This window comes from Acinetobacter lwoffii, assembly GCF_019343495.1.
Taxonomy (GTDB): Bacteria; Pseudomonadota; Gammaproteobacteria; order Pseudomonadales; family Moraxellaceae; genus Acinetobacter; species Acinetobacter lwoffii_P.
In genome coordinates this window covers 2,192,899-2,210,874 of record NZ_CP072549.1, presented here as the reverse complement: position 1 = coordinate 2,210,874, position 17,976 = coordinate 2,192,899, and the positions used below count along the sequence as shown (strand labels likewise).

At 42.3% G+C, this 17,976-nt stretch carries 15 protein-coding genes; 6 read left to right on the top strand and 9 right to left on the bottom strand.

Annotation, left to right across the window (positions count from 1 at the left end; genetic code table 11):
* Positions 1 to 936: 936 nt before the first annotated feature.
* On the bottom strand, positions 937 to 2,100 hold the full coding sequence (locus J7649_RS10415) for a zinc-dependent alcohol dehydrogenase (RefSeq protein WP_001202407.1): 1,164 nt from the start codon (positions 2,098 to 2,100) through the stop codon (positions 937 to 939).
* A gap of 341 nt (positions 2,101 to 2,441) precedes the next feature.
* Positions 2,442 to 4,373 carry an ATP-binding cassette domain-containing protein gene (locus J7649_RS10410; RefSeq protein ID WP_219307865.1) on the bottom strand — a complete coding sequence of 644 codons (1,932 nt, stop codon included), beginning with the start codon at positions 4,371 to 4,373 and terminating at the stop codon, positions 2,442 to 2,444.
* A gap of 217 nt (positions 4,374 to 4,590) precedes the next feature.
* On the opposite strand from J7649_RS10410, the gene J7649_RS10405 reads away from it, so the two are divergent.
* The 4 genes from J7649_RS10405 to erpA all read left to right on the top strand — a co-directional run bounded on the left by J7649_RS10405 (position 4,591) and on the right by erpA (position 8,518).
* Positions 4,591 to 5,595: a putative solute-binding protein gene (locus tag J7649_RS10405; RefSeq protein ID WP_004647124.1), complete on the top strand. Its 1,005-nt coding sequence runs from the start codon at positions 4,591 to 4,593 to the stop codon at positions 5,593 to 5,595.
* 254 nt (positions 5,596 to 5,849) lie between these two features.
* Complete coding sequence (locus J7649_RS10400; protein WP_005094844.1) at positions 5,850 to 6,860, top strand: putative solute-binding protein; 1,011 nt, start codon at positions 5,850 to 5,852, stop codon at positions 6,858 to 6,860.
* Positions 6,861 to 7,053: 193 nt separating this feature from the next.
* Positions 7,054 to 8,061 carry a putative solute-binding protein gene (locus J7649_RS10395; RefSeq protein ID WP_044111666.1) on the top strand — a complete coding sequence of 336 codons (1,008 nt, stop codon included), beginning with the start codon at positions 7,054 to 7,056 and terminating at the stop codon, positions 8,059 to 8,061.
* A 121-nt stretch (positions 8,062 to 8,182) separates the two neighbouring features.
* Positions 8,183 to 8,518, top strand: coding sequence for an iron-sulfur cluster insertion protein ErpA (erpA, locus tag J7649_RS10390; protein ID WP_004281944.1), 336 nt, complete (start codon positions 8,183 to 8,185; stop codon positions 8,516 to 8,518).
* Between the two features lie 56 nt (positions 8,519 to 8,574).
* Here erpA and J7649_RS10385 read toward each other — a convergent pair whose 3' ends face one another.
* The 6 genes from J7649_RS10385 to J7649_RS10360 form a co-directional block, all read right to left on the bottom strand.
* Positions 8,575 to 8,952 carry a hypothetical protein gene (locus J7649_RS10385; protein WP_016806936.1) on the bottom strand — a complete coding sequence of 126 codons (378 nt, stop codon included), beginning with the start codon at positions 8,950 to 8,952 and terminating at the stop codon, positions 8,575 to 8,577.
* Between the two features lie 105 nt (positions 8,953 to 9,057).
* Positions 9,058 to 9,966 carry a matrixin family metalloprotease gene (locus J7649_RS10380; protein ID WP_004647120.1) on the bottom strand — a complete coding sequence of 303 codons (909 nt, stop codon included), beginning with the start codon at positions 9,964 to 9,966 and terminating at the stop codon, positions 9,058 to 9,060.
* A 70-nt stretch (positions 9,967 to 10,036) separates the two neighbouring features.
* The gene (locus tag J7649_RS10375) at positions 10,037 to 10,867 is read right to left on the bottom strand and encodes an OXA-134 family carbapenem-hydrolyzing class D beta-lactamase OXA-283 (RefSeq protein WP_004647119.1); all 831 of its coding nucleotides are present in this window, start codon (positions 10,865 to 10,867) and stop codon (positions 10,037 to 10,039) included.
* Between the two features lie 146 nt (positions 10,868 to 11,013).
* Complete coding sequence (dnaK, locus tag J7649_RS10370) at positions 11,014 to 12,954, bottom strand: molecular chaperone DnaK (protein WP_004647118.1); 1,941 nt, start codon at positions 12,952 to 12,954, stop codon at positions 11,014 to 11,016.
* 118 nt (positions 12,955 to 13,072) lie between these two features.
* On the bottom strand, positions 13,073 to 13,621 hold the full coding sequence (gene grpE, locus J7649_RS10365) for a nucleotide exchange factor GrpE (protein WP_004647116.1): 549 nt from the start codon (positions 13,619 to 13,621) through the stop codon (positions 13,073 to 13,075).
* A 1,002-nt stretch (positions 13,622 to 14,623) separates the two neighbouring features.
* Positions 14,624 to 15,124, bottom strand: a complete 501-nt coding sequence (locus J7649_RS10360; RefSeq protein WP_219307863.1) for a cell envelope integrity TolA family protein — start codon at positions 15,122 to 15,124, stop codon at positions 14,624 to 14,626.
* Positions 15,125 to 15,341: 217 nt separating this feature from the next.
* Here J7649_RS10360 and J7649_RS10355 point away from each other — a divergent pair, with 217 nt between their 5' ends.
* Entirely contained in the window at positions 15,342 to 16,412 is a 1,071-nt protein-coding gene (locus J7649_RS10355; RefSeq protein ID WP_219307861.1) for an alpha/beta hydrolase, read from the top strand.
* Between the two features lie 71 nt (positions 16,413 to 16,483).
* Here the strand turns inward: J7649_RS10355 and J7649_RS10350 are convergent, their stop codons facing one another.
* A complete protein-coding gene (locus J7649_RS10350; protein ID WP_219307859.1) occupies positions 16,484 to 17,158 on the bottom strand; it encodes an acetoacetate decarboxylase family protein in 675 nt (224 codons plus the stop codon).
* Positions 17,159 to 17,261: 103 nt separating this feature from the next.
* Here J7649_RS10350 and J7649_RS10345 point away from each other — a divergent pair, with 103 nt between their 5' ends.
* Positions 17,262 to 17,834, top strand: coding sequence for a peptidylprolyl isomerase A (locus tag J7649_RS10345; RefSeq protein ID WP_004728951.1), 573 nt, complete (start codon positions 17,262 to 17,264; stop codon positions 17,832 to 17,834).
* The last annotated feature ends 142 nt before the right edge of the window (positions 17,835 to 17,976 follow it).

The window sequence follows — 17,976 nt, the reverse complement described above, 5'->3', positions numbered from 1 at the left end:
TGATCTGCATCAGAACTTCTAAAATAATTTTTGAATAGGAAAGTGAGGTAGAAAGACGTTCTTTATACGATGAGAAGTTTGCATGCAGTTCACGACACTAGGTGAAAACTGGATCAGTCAAAGTGGTATTTAAAGATGCGTGTAATAAAAACAGATCGAATACTTTAGGTGGATTCGACTAAAAAATAATAAATCGCCTATTCAGAAGATCTAATATCTCAAAAATAAATAAAAAGCTGCTAAAACTAAATTTTAAATTTTAAATTTTCAATAGCTTATAAGAAACTTGGTCTAATACGCTAAATAATACGTGAATAATATTGCTTCAAGCATCTAGAAAGCCTGATCAGAGATGTGGATAACTCTAAAGTTATCCATAATTTTTATGTGAATAAGATAGTATTTTTCCGCAAGCTTTAATACACGTATTAATTCTTTATTTTAAATTCAAATTTGAAATCGATTATCTTGTGGATAAGTGTTTTTAAATTTAAAATAGCATTTTAAATTTAAAGCTAGATTTGGCGATATATTGCTAGTATGACCAGACTATTCCTTGGATTGGCTTTAAAATAAAAAATTATTATAAATTAAATACTTGTAAATATAGTGTAGTTTCTCTAATCATTACCGTGGAACATATTGTTAACTAAAAACTCAAGATGTAGCTAAACTACATAATTGATTTAATAATCAAGTGAACTTTCATTTTTATTTAAAATCATACTTTTATCGATTTTTGCTTAACTTTTTTATTTCTCATTTTTGAGTTATTTCTTGATTTCATTATTGAAAATCGGGCATTTCTTTTATTACTCGATAGAAAAGAGGGAGGGAATCGCTGAAATGATATTGATTAGGAACAAGAAAAAGAGGATTGATAAAATGACGATGAAAAATAAAAAAGCGCCTGACGGCGCTTTTTTTTAATCATATTTATGGTGTTAGAATGACTTTACGACAGTCTTCTTCCTTTTTATCAAAAATACGGTAACCTTCCGCAGCATCTTCCAGTTTCATGCGATGGGTAATAATCAGATCTGGAGACAGATCTCCATTTTCAATATGTTCTAGCAACTGCGGCAAGTAATTATGCACATGGGTTTGTCCCATTTTAAAGGTCAAACCTTTGTCAAAGGCATCACCAAACAGGAAGCCATGAATTGGACCGGCATAAACTCCAGGTACACTCACCACACCGCCGCGACGGACCGCTGCAATACATTGTCTTAGCGCTGAACCACTCGAACCTTCTAATTTCAGGTTGGTCATTACGGTTTCCAGCATGCTACCTTTGGCTTCAAAACCGACCGCATCAATGACGGCATCGACTCCACGATAACCTGTGGTGTTTTGAATGATAAATTCAGCAGCATCGACTTCATCAAAATTGACAGGAATTACCCCATAGGTTTGATGTGCGAAACGCAGACGGTAAGGATGGTGATCGACCATAAAGATCTGCTCGGCACCGAGCATCCGCGCGCAGGCAGCAGCCAGCAGACCGACCGGACCGGCACCATAAATCGCCACACTGGAACCTCGACCAACTTGGGCATTGTTTACTGCTTGCCACGCGGTTGGCAGAATATCGGTCAGGAATAATACTTTTTCATCAGGCAGGGAACCTGGTACTTTAAATGGTCCGACATTGCCCTTGGGAATCCGCACATATTCGGCCTGACCACCCGGTATACCCCCATACAGATGGCTAAAGCCAAATAAAGCTGCACCTGGTGGAATCTGTTTTTTATTGAGAATTGCACCACGGCCAGTATTGGTATTTTCACAGGCAGCCATGAGTTCATGTTCACAGAAAAAACAGTGACCGCATGCAATCACAAAGGGAATAATCACCCGGTCACCTTTTTTGACTTCGGTTACTTCAGGGCCGACTTCTTCTACAATTCCCATAAATTCATGGCCGAAAATATCACCGTCTTCAGTAGCTGGGATTTTGCCCCGGTATAAATGCAGATCTGAGCCACAGATGGCGGTGGCTGTCACCCGTAAAATAACGTCATCTGGTTCCTGAATCACTGGATCTGGAACGGATTCAACTCGTACATCCCGAGCACCATGATAGGTAAGAGCACGCATGCGGATTTCCTCTCTCTAGTTCAACATTAAACAGACTCGTAGCAAGGCTGCCAAAAATTAAAAAACACTTGTATTAGAGCCTTAGGATGAAACAGTGCGCTGTAAATTAATGTATGAAATAAGGCATCCAACTGTTTAAAAAATAAACTTATATAGGATTTACGTAATTTGTGACCTTATGTGTCGAATGAGTAGAAAAGAATCGAATTAAAGAAGCATCTAGACATAAATGAAAAAATACAGAGGTGAAAAGGTAAGAGAAAACATTAAAAATAGTGAATAAAAAAGAGATGAACAACGTTAGTCATTCATCTCTTATCTTGAATCTTAGTGGAAGAGTTTTAGAAAGACTGTTCCAGACTTTCCAGTTCCATCATCAGTTCTAGCATTTGCTCTTCGGCTGTTTCCAGTTTGGCTTTTAGCTCGGTTTGCTCATTCATCAGTTTCAGCAAATCATTTTTACGTGATGCTTCGTATAAAGCACTGTCACCCAGCAGGTTTTCAATTTCAATCAGTCGCGGCTGTAGTTTGGCCATCTGTGCTTCGCATTTTTCAATATTCTTGCGAATCGGACGACTTAGTTCCCGCTGGCGAGCAGCTTCCTTACGTTGTGCTTCCTTGTCCAGTTTGGAAATAGTCGGTTTGACTTCGACTTGGGATTTCACCGGTTCTGCTGGCTTTTGCCCATTTTTAATTATCTCAATACGGGCTTGGCGTAACCAGTCAGCATAGGCAGTAAGATCACCATCAAACTCACGGCATTGACCATTATGTACCATTAGTAGTTCATCACAGACGCTGGCGATGAGCTGACGTTCATGCGAAACTAGAACTACCGCGCCCTGAAAATCTTGCAAGGCCATGGTCAGTGCATGACGCATATCCAGGTCTAAATGGTTGGTCGGCTCATCCAGAATCAGTACATTCGGACGCTGCCAAACAATCAGTGCTAGGGCCAAACGTGCACGTTCACCGCCTGAGAAGCTTTCGCTTGGCGTATCCATACGTTCGCCACTAAAACCGAAACTACCCAAGAAAGAACGCAGGCTGGCTTCACTGATTTTTTTATCGGCAATACGTGCCAGCTGTAACATCGGACTGGCATTACCATCCAGTGCATCCATCTGATGCTGGGCAAAATAACCAATATTCAGTAGCTCTGAATCTTTACGCAGGCCCTGAATCAGTTTCAGGTCACCGACCAGCGATTTAATCAGCGTGGATTTACCTGCACCATTCATCCCGAGTAACCCGATCCGGCTGTTGGGCGTGATCTGTAAATTTACATTGGTAACAATCAGCTTGTCGCCATAACCAATATCGGCATGTTCCAGTTGCAATAACGGCGAACTCATTTTGGTCGGTTCGCGGAAACTGAAAGTAAATGGTGTATCGATATGGGCAGCAGATAGTTCCTGCATACGTTCCAGCTGTTTGATCCGGCTCTGTGCCTGTTTGGCTTTGGTCGCTTGTGCTTTAAAACGGTCAATATATTTTTGCAGATGCGCGCGGGTTTCCAGCTGCTTTTCATACGCCTGTTGCTGCTGCGCCAGACGTTCACTACGGGTACGCTCGAAAGTCGAATAGTTACCAGTATATAAAATGAGTTCCTGATTTTCGATATGTAAAATATGGTCGGTAATCGCATCGAGGAAGTCCCGGTCATGCGAAATCAGCACCAAGGTGCCTTCATAGGCTTTCAGCCAGTCTTCTAGCCAGAGAATCGCATCCAAGTCCAGATGGTTGGTCGGTTCATCGAGGAGCAGTAAGTCCGAGCGGCTCATTAAGGTACGCGCCAAGTTTAAACGCATACGCCAGCCACCGGAAAAACTTGAAACATCCAGCTGTGATTGATGTTCAAAGAAGCCCAGACCAGCCATCAGTTGTGAAGCTTTGGCAGGAGCAGAATAACCTGAAATTTCATCAAAACGGCCATATAAATGAGCCAGTTCTGCATCATCCAGTTGATCCGGTTGATCGAGTTTCTGCTGAATATCCCAGTATTCTTCATCACCCGACAAGACGAAATCAATGGCTTTCATATTCAGTGCTTTGATTTCCTGAGCCATATGCGCTACGGTCCATACCGCAGGTCGGGTCAGCGAACCGGTGTCCGATTCCATGCCGCCGAGCAAGGCTGAAAACAGGGTTGATTTTCCAGCACCATTGACACCGGTTAGGCCAATTTTCCATCCTGGGTGTAACTGCATCGACGCTTTTTGAAATAAAACACGTCCACCGCGACGTATAGATAACTGGTCTAACTGAATCATTGAGAAATCAAAGCTAAGAAATAAGATGCGCCTATTCTAAAGGAAAGCCCTGTGAAAATGAAAAATCTTACCGTTTTTGCTGAAATAAGTGTGCTTTTCACCTCTGTCAATTGATCTAGGGTGGACGCATAAGTTGAGTAAAAGCTCTATTTTATGCATGAACAGTGGTTTATAGTTCAGGCTGATGGAGCAAAAAATATCATAGAGTCAAATAAAAATGAAAAAGGGATGTTTAATTTTATCGGCACTGGGCATTTTGGTGTCGACTTCAACTCAAGCCAGAGTGAATGTCTGTGTTTTTGATTTACTGGGGAAATCTGGTGAGTCTTACAAACTGCTGGAGGAATGGGCGCTGGCAGCAAAAGGCTGGGGTGCCGAAATTCAGCTAAGCGCTTATCAGGATGAAGCCAAGGTCGATCAGGACGTCAAAGCCGGAAAATGTGATGCCTTCTATATGACCTCAATGCGTGCCCGGGCTTATAACAAATTTGCTGGATCGATTGATGCAATTGGCGGCGTGCCGAATAATGACATTGCCATGAAAGCCATCAGCTATGTACTGGATAAACGCAATAGCAAACGCCTGATCACCCAGATTGGCAAAGAAAAATTCGAAGTGGCGGGTATTGGTCAGATTGGCCCAGCCTATATTTTTGTTCGTGATCGTACTCTAAATAAACTGGAACAGGTCAAAGGCAAGAAATTTGCCGTGCTGCATTATGACTATGCGCAAAAAATCATGGTCGACCGGATTGAAGCAGTACCGGTCATGTCGGAAATTTCCAATTTTATTCGCAAGTTTAATCAGGGCGAAGTGGATATTGTCGCTGCACCGGCTTATGCATTTAAACCGCTGGAATTACAGAAAGGACTAGGCCGTCAAGGCGCAATGATTAATTTTCCGGTGATTAATGTCACTGCTGATCTGATTATTCGTCAGGAAGAGTTTCCGGCAAGCTTTGCCGCACAATCCCGAAACTGGTTTGTGAAACAGTTACCGCGCAGCTTTGCCATGGTCAAGCGCATGGAAGCTGAGATTCCAAGCAAATATATTCTGAATCTAAGCCGTGAAGATCGTGTGGCCTACCAAAAGATTCTGCGTGATGGGCGGATCGATTTAACCAAACAGGGGATTTATGATCAGGGCATGATGAACGTATTGAAACGCGCGCGTTGTACGGTAGAAAGAACCAATTTTGAATGTTCGATTGGTGGCGAATAAATCTGAAATCATGTATATCTTTGTAACTATATCTGGGTAAATGTAATTATAAGAAAGCAGTTTTAAACATTAAGATATTGATATTTAAATATATATTTAAAAATAACTTAGGCAACTATTGCTGATTTATCTTTATAGGCCAAAATGCCGGTTTTAAATGGAGTAAATGCTCTATTTTTTTTAATTAAACTTGCTTAATATTTGTCCCGTGTACGGACACTCAGCGAATAACAAGATTTCAAAGGATAACTACAATGAAAAAAACACTCTTATCATTGGCTGCATTCTCTGCATTTGGTTTTGCAAGTGCGGCGCATGCAGAAAAAGTCGATATCTGTGTGTTTGACTTACTGGGTAAATCCGGTGAGTCTTTCCAGATGGCGCAAGAATGGGCACTGGCTGCAAAAGGCTGGGGCGCAGAAATCAATCTGATTGCCCGTCAGGATGAAGCGGTTGCCGACAATGACTTCAAGGCCGGTAAATGTGATGGTGTGTTTATGACAGCCATGCGTGCCCGTCAATACAATAAATTTGCCGGTTCTATTGATGCACTGGGCGGTGCACCAAGTAATGCCATTGCCCAGCGTGCGATCAGTTTTGCTCTGGACAAACGTAATGCAGCGAAAATGGTCAGTAATATGGGCGGCAAAAAATACGAAATTGCCGGTATTTCACCGTTGGGTTCAGCATTTATTTTTGTTCGTGACAAGAATATCAATTCGATTGAAAAAGCCGCAGGGAAGAAATTCGCCGTACTCGGCTATGACGATGCCCAGAAAATCATGGTACAGCGCGTCGGTGCGCAGGCAGTGATCTCCGATGTTTCTAACTTTGTCGCCAAATTTAACAATGGTCAGGTGGATATGGTCGGTGCACCTGCTTATGCCTACAAGCCATTAGAAATCTATAAAGGTCTGGGTAATAACGGCGCAATGTTTAATTTCCCGGTACTGCATGTCACCTCTGATTTTGTGATTCGTCCGGAAAAATTCCCCGCAGGTTTTGGACAGAAATCGCGTGACTGGTTTATCAAAAACCTGCCAAAGAGCATGGGGATGATCAGCCGTCTGGAAGCGGGTATTCCGTCGAAATATAAAATGAATCTGAGCGCTGAAGATAAAACCAAGTATCAGAAAATGTTACGTGATGGCCGGATGGATATGACCAAACGCGGAATCTATGATGCCAGCATGATGTCGGTCTTAAAACGTGCACGCTGTTCTGTCGATAAGGCCAACTTTGAATGTTCAATTGCTGGCGAATAATCTGATTTTTAAAGAAAAAAGCTTAGATTGATCTAGGCTTTTTTTATGGCTGAACCAGGTCAGATCTGCCATTGTGCAGCGAATAAAATAGCTTAAGCTTGATTAACTATTAAATTCGCATGTTTTATATAAAAAACAATCACATGTGACTAAAAGTGCAATAACAAAAACAAGCGATAAGGAAATGAGGATGATGCATAGAGGATGGAAAGCACTGGCATTGGCTACGGCGACACTGGCTGTTTCAGGTCTGGCGCAAGCTAAACAGGTGATTTGCGTATTTGATCTGGTTGGTAAAAACGGTGATGTCTATAGTGTGATGAAAGACTATCAGTTGGCAGCCAAAAACTGGGGTGCAGATGTCGAACTGCGGGTCAATACCAATGAAGCGGTGGTTGCAGAAGATTTTAAAGCCGGGAAATGTGATGGGATCAGTGTTACCGGTATGCGTGGCCGTCAATTTAATAATTTTACTGGTTCACTCGATGCCATTGGTGCAATTCCAGATCTGAATCTGGCGGTTAAAGTGATGCAGGGACTGGCCAGTCCAACTTTTGCCAAACATATGCTGCAAGGCAAATATGAGGTAGTCGGTGTCATTCCTGTAGGTGATGCTTTTCTGTTAGTGAACGACCGCAGTATTAATACCGTTGCCAAAGCAGCCGGTAAAAAAATTGCCGTACTTGATTATGATGAAGCACAAAAAATCATGGTACAGCAGGTCGGCGCACAGGCAGTGAGTGCCGATGTCACCAATTTTGGTGCCAAGTTTAACAATGGCCAGGTGGATATTATTGGTGCACCAGCAGCAGTATTTAAACCGCTGGAATTACATAAAGGCTTGGGTAGCAAAGGCGCGATTGTGAATTATCCGGTGTTGCAGGTCACTGGTAATATCATTATCCGTCCAGATAAATTTCCGGCAGGTTACGGACAGAAATCACGTGAATGGGTGAGAAGTCAGTTACCACGTGCCTTTGGTATTTTGGGGAAAATGAAAGCGGACATTCCAGCAAAATACTGGATGGATATTCCTGCAGCAGACAAACCGGGTTACCAGAAAATGATGCGGGATTCCCGAATTGACCTGACCAAACGCGGCGTTTATGACAAACGCATGATGAAATTGCTGTGGCAATTCCGCTGCAAACAGAATCCGAAAAACTTTGAATGTGCCTTACAGGATGAGAACTACAAATAATCCTGATAAAATTACTCTGATTTGACTTTTAATCTGTGCAGACTGACCATATATTGAGTGTGCTATACTTAAATATGGTCTTTTCTTTTTAAAGACATTCCATTCAACAGAGGAATCCGCCATGAATGCCCAAGCGCTTGTGCTCACCGACAATGCCGCAAATAAAGTACGCCAGTTGCGTGACAGTGAAGGTAACCAAGACTTAATGCTCCGTGTCTATGTGACCGGTGGCGGCTGTTCAGGTTTCTCTTATGGCTTTAACTTTGCGGAAAGCCAGAATGAAGATGATGCAGAATTTGCCAATGGTGATGTTAAAGTCTTAGTCGATTCATTGAGTTATCAATATCTGGTCGGTTCAGTTGTAGATTATTTAGAAGGTCTGGAAGGTTCACGTTTCGTGGTACAAAACCCGAATGCGACCACGACCTGTGGTTGTGGATCTTCATTCTCGATCTAAATCCATGCACAAAAAAAGTCCTCTCAATGAGGACTTTTTTATATCTGGAGGAAAGTTTAGCTATCCAGTTTTACCGCTTCAAGCAGATCAAAGATTACAGTAGTAACATCCTGACTCAACTCGCGGTTATTGAAAATTTCATAGGCGCTAATGGTAATGTCGGTATCGCTTGGCAACAGACGCTGTTCTTCTTCGATCAGGTCATTGATCGGCAATAAAGTCTGTTTGATTTCCAGATGCAGAATATCTTTATATTCCAGATTTTCATCGTCGAGTTCAATCAGTTGTTCATTGAAATAAGGCAGCAAAATCGAATGAAGATAGGGTTGGATGTCCTCGATATCAAAGATTTCGATATCACGGGTTTCATCAATCGTACTAATGTGGTCATTTACTTCAATTAAAATATGGTAGTAACTCACACGAATCTCCAAAGATGGCCTGAACAATGTAGCCAATCACAATAACATGAAATCAGAATAGAGTGTTTTTTATAATACTTATACACTTAAATTAATTAGGGAATTCAAGCTGATCACTTAACGGTTATAAAGCAAGGTCTTGTCTGCAGGTCGCAGCTGGAAGTGTTGCAGATTCTGTTTACCCAGCACCGGATACATCAGTGCTTCCGGGTCATTATGGTGATACAGCCCCAAGGCATGTCCGAGTTCATGTGCCAGAGTCAGACGGAGATCATCTTCTGCATCAAACTGATAGACATGAATTTGATCACCCATAAACACGCCTTTATGAAATTCGCGGGCAGGGAAACGCTGTTGGGCTTGAATGATATTCTGCTGATGGTTTTGCAGACCATGTTGATGCATGGAAACATTCATATTAAAGGAACTTTGCTGTTCCTGAAGGTACTGAAGTTCCCGTTGAAAACTTTCCGATTTGCGCTGTAAAGCCAAAACCTCATATTCAATCTGCTCATGTTCATAAGCAGATAAATTTGGCTGACGGCGTCGTTGCTGTAAGGCTTGAAATTCACTATTGATCTGGTTTTTTTGCTGAATGAGGCGTTGCTGCTGACTTTCCAGATGCTGATGGGATGCTTCCAGATTTTTGACCTGACGTTGATACTTGGCGTCATCTGCCAGCAACTGTTTTTCGACTTTCTTCAAGGCATCATAGTCTTGCTGGCGTTGATCATAGATCAGGTGAATACTCAGCCTGGCATTTTCATCATAGACCATCAAATCATCACGATTGCTTCCCTGATGCCAGATTTCGATCGCTTCCTTGCTCAGTTGAATGACTTGATCTTTACTTAGTCCAAAGCCTGAATCGACCTGATCAATTCGGAAACGTAAGCGTGTATCGAAAGGATGCGTCAAGCGATCAGCCAGCGAGTTATAGCGCAGTTGAGGATGGGTTTGGGCCTGCATATGTAGATAGGCAGACATGATCAATCCCACTACGAGCAGACAGAGCAGAAGACGCATATTTTTTATTTAAATGTCTATTTTTTAAAAATATAGCTTAATTTTAATGCCTTTCCCATGCTTATTTGCATCATCCTTCAGCTTTTGGATAAAGCCCTAATTCGGCCAAAGCCTGCTGCAAAATTTCAAGGCGGATCGCCGGATCCATACCATTTCGCATCTGCATATTCAGTGAAAATGCCACGATCTCGGCTTGCGGTGTTTCAACCCAGCCGGTGAGCCAGCCGACTTGCGGTTCCACATCCATGCCCCAACCGGATTTGACATATAGTCGATAAGCTTTCCGCTCCTGTAAAAATAACATGGCTTTGACTTGTTGCTGGACTTGAGGATCAAAGGCCAGTTGCTCTCGGGCCAACGCAGAAACAAATTGGACTTCCTGTTTTGGAGTAACTTTCAAAGGGCCTACCAACCAGAAGTTATCGACCTGTTGACCAATCTGCTGATTACCAAATTGGATGCGTTGTACTTCCTGTTGCATCAATTCAAGGCCAATGCGACGTGCCAGTTCCTGATACACGGGTACAGCAGACGCTTGCATGGCTTCGCCGAGAGTCATGTCTTTTTCCCAGGCTGCAAAACTGCGTTTCTTGCCATCCCATTTAAAAATTTCATTGGTTGTGGCTTTGCCATGTTGCAGGCCAATCAGGGCATTGAGCATTTTAAAAGTAGAGGCGGGAACATATTCGGTATCTGCACGGCTTAAATCATTACCATAAACCTGTATCTGTTGACCACGCTGAATCACTAGAACACCCGCGCTTTGCGCCTGATCAAATAATTGGGCAATGGCTTGGGTGGATTGAGTCGAAGTGCTTTGAGATAGGAGAGATGAAACGGGCAGGCTACACGCTGTCAGGCCCAAGCAACTCAGTAAAGGCAGCAAAATTAGAATTTTCATGGGTTCAGGGTATTTTAATGTTGGATTTAACTTAAACAGCTTTTCCTGAAAATACGATCAAATTTTAGTAATTTTTATTTTATTCTTTTAAGTCGAGACATAAAAAAACCGCGCTTTCGCGCGGTTTTTTCAGTTAAAGCGACAAATTATTTTTTGTCATCTTTCACTTCAGTGAACTCAGCATCTACAACGCCGTCGTCCGCTTTTTGAGATTGACCTTCGCCGCCTTGGAATGCATTCGGGTCAAAACCTTGCGCACCACCTTGGCCTTGAGCAGCTTCATATGCACGTTGTGTAATTGGCATGATGATATTTTGCAGCGCTTCAGTTTTCGCTTTGATTTCTTCAACGTCATTTTCTTTAGTTGCAGCTTCAAGCTCAGAAACCGCCGTTTCAACAGCAGTTTTTTCGTCAGCTGTTACTTGTTCACCAAGATCTTTCACTGCTTTTTGTGAAGAAGCAACTAAAGCATCCGCTTCGTTGCGTGCTTTTGCAAGCTCTTCAAATTTACGGTCTTCTTCAGCATTCGCTTCAGCATCTTTGATCATTGCTTCGATTTCAGCATCAGACAAACCTGAGTTTGCTTTAATCTGGATCGATTGCTCTTTACCAGTGCTCTTGTCTTTCGCAGATACTTTCAAGATACCATCAGCATTGATGTCGAAAGATACTTCAATTTGTGGCACACCACGTGGCGCAGGTGGGATGTCGCCTAACTGGAAGTTACCCAACAGTTTGTTTTGCTGCGCCATTTTACGTTCACCTTGGTAAACTGAAATGTCTACAGCAGGCTGGTTGTCCGCAGCGGTTGAGAACACTTGAGATTTCTTCGCAGGAATCGTGGTGTTTTTCTCGATGATTGCAGTCAACACGCCGCCCATGGTTTCAATACCAAGTGTCAACGGAGTTACGTCAAGTAGAAGTACGTCAGTTTTGTCACCTGAAAGTACCGCACCTTGAATCGCAGCACCCATTGCGACTGCTTCATCAGGGTTTACGTCTTTACGTGGCTCTTTACCGAAGAACTCTTGAACCTTTTGTTGAACCATTGGCATACGAGACTGACCACCTACCAGGATCACGTCAGAGATGTCAGAAGTCGAAAGACCTGCATCTTTAAGCGCAATACGGCAAGGTTCAATGGTACGCGCAACCAGGTCAGCAACCAGACCTTCAAGTTTTGCACGTGTTACGTTGATCACTAAGTGTTTAGGACCAGTCGCATCAGCAGTGATGTATGGAAGGTTGATTTCAGTTGCATTTGAAGAAGAAAGCTCGATTTTCGCTTTCTCCGCAGCTTCTTTTAAACGCTGTAACGCCAGTGGATCTTGCTTCAAGTTAAAGTTTTGTTCTTTCTTGAACTCTTCAACCAGGAACTCGATTAACGCGTTATCGAAGTCTTCACCACCTAGGAATGTATCACCGTTAGTCGACAATACTTCGATTTGCTGGTCGCCATCAAGGTCAGCAATTTCAATGATTGAAACGTCGAAAGTACCACCACCCAAGTCGTAAACCGCGATTTTACGGTCGCCTTCTTTTTTGTCCATACCGAACGCAAGTGCAGCAGCAGTTGGCTCGTTGATGATACGTTTAACTTCTAAACCTGCAATTTTACCTGCATCTTTAGTTGCTTGACGCTGTGCATCGTTGAAGTAAGCAGGAACAGTAATAACAGCTTCAGTTACGGTTTCGCCCAGGTAATCTTCAGCAGTTTTCTTCATCTTTTTCAAGATTTCAGCAGAAACCTGTTGTGGCGCCAATTTTTTGTCGTTGACATCAACCCAAGCATCACCGTTGTCTGCTTTGATGATTTTGTAAGGAACCAGACCGATATCTTTTTGTACCGCTTGGTCTTCATAACGACGACCGATCAAACGTTTGATCGCGAACAATGTATTTTTCGGATTCGTTACTGCTTGACGCTTTGCAGATTGACCTACCAGAATTTCGCCATCTTTATAGGCAATAATAGATGGAGTGGTACGCGCGCCTTCAGCGTTTTCGATTACTTTAACTTTGTCGCCTTCAAGTACTGCAACACATGAGTTTGTAGTACCTAAGTCAATACCAATGATTTTAGCCATTTGGATGTTTCCTCTAAAATTTTTTTGTGATTTACACTTGTTATCCGATATGAGAGCCGTTCGATTTTTTTCAAGTAAATTTTTTGAAAAATTTCACAAACTCCCGAAATTATTTGGCTTAAGCGCCGACCATCACCATAGCAGGACGCAATAAGCGACTGTTGAGCGTGTAGCCCTTTTGCAAAACAGTCCCAATTTCATTGGCTTTGGCATTTGGATCAATCCCGACTGCCTGGTGCAGGTCAGCATTGAAACCGTTGTTGGTGTCTACTGCCACAACCCCGAATTTCTCCAAGGTATGCAATAACGATTTAAGGGTCAGTTCAACGCCTTCACGCAATGGTGTTTGCTCTTCACCTGCAGCCACAATGGCACGCTCCAGATTGTCGACTGTTTCTAGAAGCTCTTTAGAGAACTTTTCCAGAACCGTATCTTTATGCTTTTCAGATTCACGCTGAATACGTTCAACACTTTTTTGTGCTTCATAGACTGCATTGGCGGTACGGGCTTTTTCTAACTTTAAATCACCTTCAAGCTGCGCAATCTGCTCTTGTAAAGACTCAACGGAAACTTCAGCCTGCTCGGTTTCAGCTTGAGTTTGCGCTGTATCTTGTTCCGCTTGCTCTTGCTCAAGTTGTTGAGCTTGCTCGTTTTGCTCAGTCGCCATTGATTTACTCCGTTTAAATGGGTTCTTAAACATGTACAGTCCTTAGGCCTCAGTGTTCACTGCGTTTATGCTGAACTGCCATGGTTGTGAAGTTCTTGATTACCTAAAGAAATCGGGGCAGGGTGTAAAAATTCAAGCGTCGACCCAGATTAAATTTAAGATTTATACAAAATACTGAATCCAGCGGATAGCAGAACAAGCTATTCAGAACACAACAGCAGGATAGGATGAGAATAAAATACACGGACATCAGCAGCGATGAATCCGAATTTTGAACTGAATAGATTCAATTCGCGACTAAATCTAAGAATTAAGTATTTGAATATAAACATAAAAAATGAATAATCGTATTTTTGAATCAAATTAATAATTTTAATCCGTTTTAAGTATTGGTAAAAAAATTGCATCATACTTCTATTAACAGCGACCTTGTTCAGAGGAGAGAGCCGAACCGGGTTGCTGTTGCCCTATTTTAGAATTGCTTTTTTCAAGCTGAGTATCCCCAAAACTCAGCTTTTTTTTGCCTGTTTATTTATTAGACATAAAAACGATTAATATCTAAGCAATAAAGTCTTTCACAATAGATGAACTTTTGATTAATATTTATTCCAGATTCTATCGCTGTAGTTTCTTCTTATTTTGAAATGTGTTTTCGTGGCTTATCCTGTTCTCTAGATAAGCCTTTTTTTGTCCAGAATTTACCTTTTTTGAATTTGTTGGAATCAGTCGTCTCTATTTTAGCGGTTTGTAAGATAAAACTTACAGCTTGGATAGTGAATGTCCGCTTCATGAGAGCAAGTTGATTCGATAGGATAATTTGTGTAGAGAACAGGATGTTCTGGTTGAATTGCTGAGAAGCATAAGCGAAGTGGAAGTTCGTTTAACATAACCCTCTGCAAAGGCCCTAAAGAAATTTTCTTTAGGGTCTTTGTCTATCTGGCAGCTACCTTTTTCATTAAAAAAGCCCAGTCTGGGCTTTTAATAGAGAGGGTGATTCAAGTCTTAGTCACGACGATCCCGTGAACGTTGTTCCTGATGGCGTCGGTTGTCATTCCAGCGTTGATTAGAACGATTTTGCTGGACTTTTTTACTGCGCTGATCTGTTGCATGTTTACGCTCCAGATCCTGACGACGTTTACGTTCTGCCTCTGCCTGTTTTTGCCGTTGCGTCATGATATTTTTACGCTGCTGTTCATGGCGCTGCCGTTCCAGTTGGCTTTTACGTCGATCCAACTCTAACTGTCTTTTACGATCTTGCTCCCAATTGCGACGTTGTAATTCCTGTTTACGTCGATCCAGTTCAATGCGTTTGCGTTGCTGTTCATATTCCCAGCGTTGCCGCTCATAGCGACGATCTTGTTCATAACGCCGGTCCAGTTCATAGCGACGATCATAACGCTGATCATAGCGGCCGTCATAATAGCCACCATCTTCAGGAAATGCGACGCAGCCTACAGCTAAAAATGCAGTCGCCAAAGACAGAGCTATAATTTTTCTAGCCATAGGCATCCTCCCGATTTGTAATAAAAAATATACTTAAGCTCGCAAAAGTACGTCAAAAATAACCTTTAAACGGTCAATGATATCTTTTATAAATGAGGGTAACGTATCGAGTAGAAGCTATATGTACATTGATATTAAGACTTATATAAGAATATGGTCACTGAAACACTAATCGTGTAGAAACTATGAAGAATTAAGAGAATAAGGACTAAAAATAATGACTGTGAATCCTCCGGTTCTGAAAAGTGTGATGGAAAAGGGACAAGGGACGGCAGCGCGTATGCTGGACCGCTTACCTGGCATTGCACAGGAAGCATTGGTCAAGGCTCTGGATTATCCTCATGTTTATCCTGATTTAGATCCATTGGTTAAATGCCTGATGGCCATCCAGATAAAACAGGGGCATAGCAGTTTTATTAGTGAGGATCTGGCTCATTCGCGCACATTGTTTGATGCACGTATGAAAGCCATCCGGGCTAGACCGACCGCGGTCAAATTTGTTGAAGAGCTCCGCCTTCCTCTACAGAGTGGCAGCATCTTTGCCCGGCATTATCATCCAGCTCCACAAAAGAAGTTGCCGATGGTGATTTTTTATCATGGCGGTGCATTTATGGTGGGCGGTCTGGACAGCCATGATGAATTCTGTCGCTTGCTGGCAGTACATGCCAAAGTACAGGTGCTAAGCGTAGCTTATCCGCTGACGCCAGAATTTAGCCCCTTGCAGATGGTACAGGTTTGTGAAGATGCCTTGGCGTGGGCACATCAGCATAGCAAGCAGCTAAAAGTCTATAAAAACCGGATTGCCGTGGCAGGGGACAGTGCCGGAGGAAATCTGGCTACTGTCGTGGCACAGCGCAGTGCAGGTAAATCTTATGCCGCACGAGCACAGCTTTTGCTTTATCCGGCGGTCGACTTTAAAAGTCGCCATCCTTCTTTTTATGCCTATAAAGATGGACTGGTGCTTTCAGAGCAGGATATTGATCTGGTGACCTTAATGTATGCCCAAACCCATCAGATTGAACTGGATGATCCGTTGATTTCACCGACCTATGGTGAATTGCAAAACTTGCCGCCAAGTTATGTGATTACTGCACGTCATGATGTCCTGCATGATGAAGGTTCAATCTATGCACATAAACTACGTCAGAATGGCGTGAGTGTTCATTATCATGAATATACCGATCAGGCACATGGTTTTATTAACCTGACGCCGATCTCTCGCCGTGCCAAAAAATATGTGATTGAGATCAGCAAAAACTTCCGCAAATTCTGGGATAAAAATAGTTAAATCGAAAGTATAAATAAAAAAAGGTGTTTCTCATGAAACACCTTTTTTTATAGATAAGTTTTTATCAGTTCTTATACTTTGCTACTGATCTGAGCTTCAGGAAAGATCAAATTGAATTTGGGGACATAAAAGCTTTGCAGCAATTTGGCTTTGGAAAAGTCTGGAAATATATTCTCGGCATCTTGCCACTCTACTTGCGAGAGTTTGGAGAGGTGACCGCGGAACTGTGGACTAAACTGAAAACGCTGCCCTTTCCAGGCTTGCTGAATCTTCAGCATAGACGCTGGAATATGATGACTATTAATGTAGAACTGGCGTGCAGATTTGGTTTTCTTCAGCCGAATCGTCATATGCTGGTTTTGATGCTGAATCTGACACAGCACTTCCTGATCCTTTTCCTGCCATTCAAATTGCGCATGTTCTTTGGGAATGCCCCATAAATACTGACCGTGTACCACAGACTCATGGGTAGACACATAAATTTTAGGAATCGAACTGAGGCGCCGTTTACTAATTAAAGGATGATCCAGAATCAGTAACTCATCATAAGGGCCAATCGGCGAAGCATGATAACGCACCAATAAGACTTGAATCATACGACCCAGCGGAGAAGGGGCGATCCGGAACTGTTTTGCTTGCTCAATAAAGCTGGGGGTCAGCCAATAATTCAGAATAAAACCCTCACCCTGCAAACGCCAAGGTGGAAACTGGTGGATATTTTGCTCCTGTAATAATGCATGCTTCATTCTTATTCTCTTGTCTTTAGTCGGCAGGTCACTGCATTATGAGTTATAAAAGATTAATATATAGTCATTCACAACCATTACTTCTAAGTAGATGAGTTAATAAATGTTAAAGAAATCATTATGTGTCATCGCACTTGCTGCGGTCAGTCTGCCAAGCTTTGCTGCCAATACGATTATTGAGATGAAGACTTCATCTGGAAATATTGAAATTGAACTCTTCAATGACAAAGCCCCAATCTCGGCAAAGAACTTCGAAAGCTATGTAAAGAGCAACTTCTATAAGGACACGATTTTTCACCGTGTCATTCCCGGCTTTATGGTGCAGGGCGGTGGCTTTGATGTAAACATGCAGGAAAAAGCCAATACAAAAGCACCCATTAAAAACGAATCGTCGAATGGTCTGCAAAATAAACGCGGTACTTTAGCCATGGCGCGTACCAATCAGCCGGATTCTGCCCGAGCACAATTCTTTGTGAACCTGGTCGATAATGATTTCCTGGATCGTTCTGCTAGAAATGCCGGCTATACAGTCTTTGGTAAGGTCACTAAAGGCATGGATATCGTCGATCAGATTGCCAAAGTACCGACCCGAAACTATGGAATGCATCAAAATGTGCCGGTGAATCCTGTAAAAATCACCAGTGTGACGATTAAAGCACCAGTCGTGAAAAACTAGGCATAGAATAAAGCAGAAATATTTAATTTATATTTCTGTTTTAAAAATATGTACTTATGTAATGAATTGTATGGAATTGAACCAATTTGGTGCATAAAAATAAAACACTCATGATTCCTGTGCGTTAAAAGCGCTTGCACGT

Bases quoted from the DNA above. Each gene is read 5' to 3' on its own strand.
- J7649_RS10415 (WP_001202407.1), bottom strand. From the start codon at position 2,100: ATGCGTGCTCTTACCTATCATGGTGCTCGGGATGTACGAGTTGAATCC.
- J7649_RS10410 (WP_219307865.1), bottom strand. From the start codon at position 4,373: ATGATTCAGTTAGACCAGTTATCTATACGTCGCGGTGGACGTGTTTTA.
- J7649_RS10405 (WP_004647124.1), top strand. From the start codon at position 4,591: ATGAAAAAGGGATGTTTAATTTTATCGGCACTGGGCATTTTGGTGTCG.
- J7649_RS10400 (WP_005094844.1), top strand. From the start codon at position 5,850: ATGAAAAAAACACTCTTATCATTGGCTGCATTCTCTGCATTTGGTTTT.
- J7649_RS10395 (WP_044111666.1), top strand. From the start codon at position 7,054: ATGCATAGAGGATGGAAAGCACTGGCATTGGCTACGGCGACACTGGCT.
- erpA (WP_004281944.1), top strand. From the start codon at position 8,183: ATGAATGCCCAAGCGCTTGTGCTCACCGACAATGCCGCAAATAAAGTA.
- J7649_RS10380 (WP_004647120.1), bottom strand. From the start codon at position 9,966: ATGCGTCTTCTGCTCTGTCTGCTCGTAGTGGGATTGATCATGTCTGCC.
- J7649_RS10375 (WP_004647119.1), bottom strand. From the start codon at position 10,867: ATGAAAATTCTAATTTTGCTGCCTTTACTGAGTTGCTTGGGCCTGACA.
- dnaK (WP_004647118.1), bottom strand. From the start codon at position 12,954: ATGGCTAAAATCATTGGTATTGACTTAGGTACTACAAACTCATGTGTT.
- grpE (WP_004647116.1), bottom strand. From the start codon at position 13,621: ATGGCGACTGAGCAAAACGAGCAAGCTCAACAACTTGAGCAAGAGCAA.
- J7649_RS10360 (WP_219307863.1), bottom strand. From the start codon at position 15,124: ATGGCTAGAAAAATTATAGCTCTGTCTTTGGCGACTGCATTTTTAGCT.
- J7649_RS10355 (WP_219307861.1), top strand. From the start codon at position 15,342: ATGACTGTGAATCCTCCGGTTCTGAAAAGTGTGATGGAAAAGGGACAA.
- J7649_RS10350 (WP_219307859.1), bottom strand. From the start codon at position 17,158: ATGAAGCATGCATTATTACAGGAGCAAAATATCCACCAGTTTCCACCT.
- J7649_RS10345 (WP_004728951.1), top strand. From the start codon at position 17,262: ATGTTAAAGAAATCATTATGTGTCATCGCACTTGCTGCGGTCAGTCTG.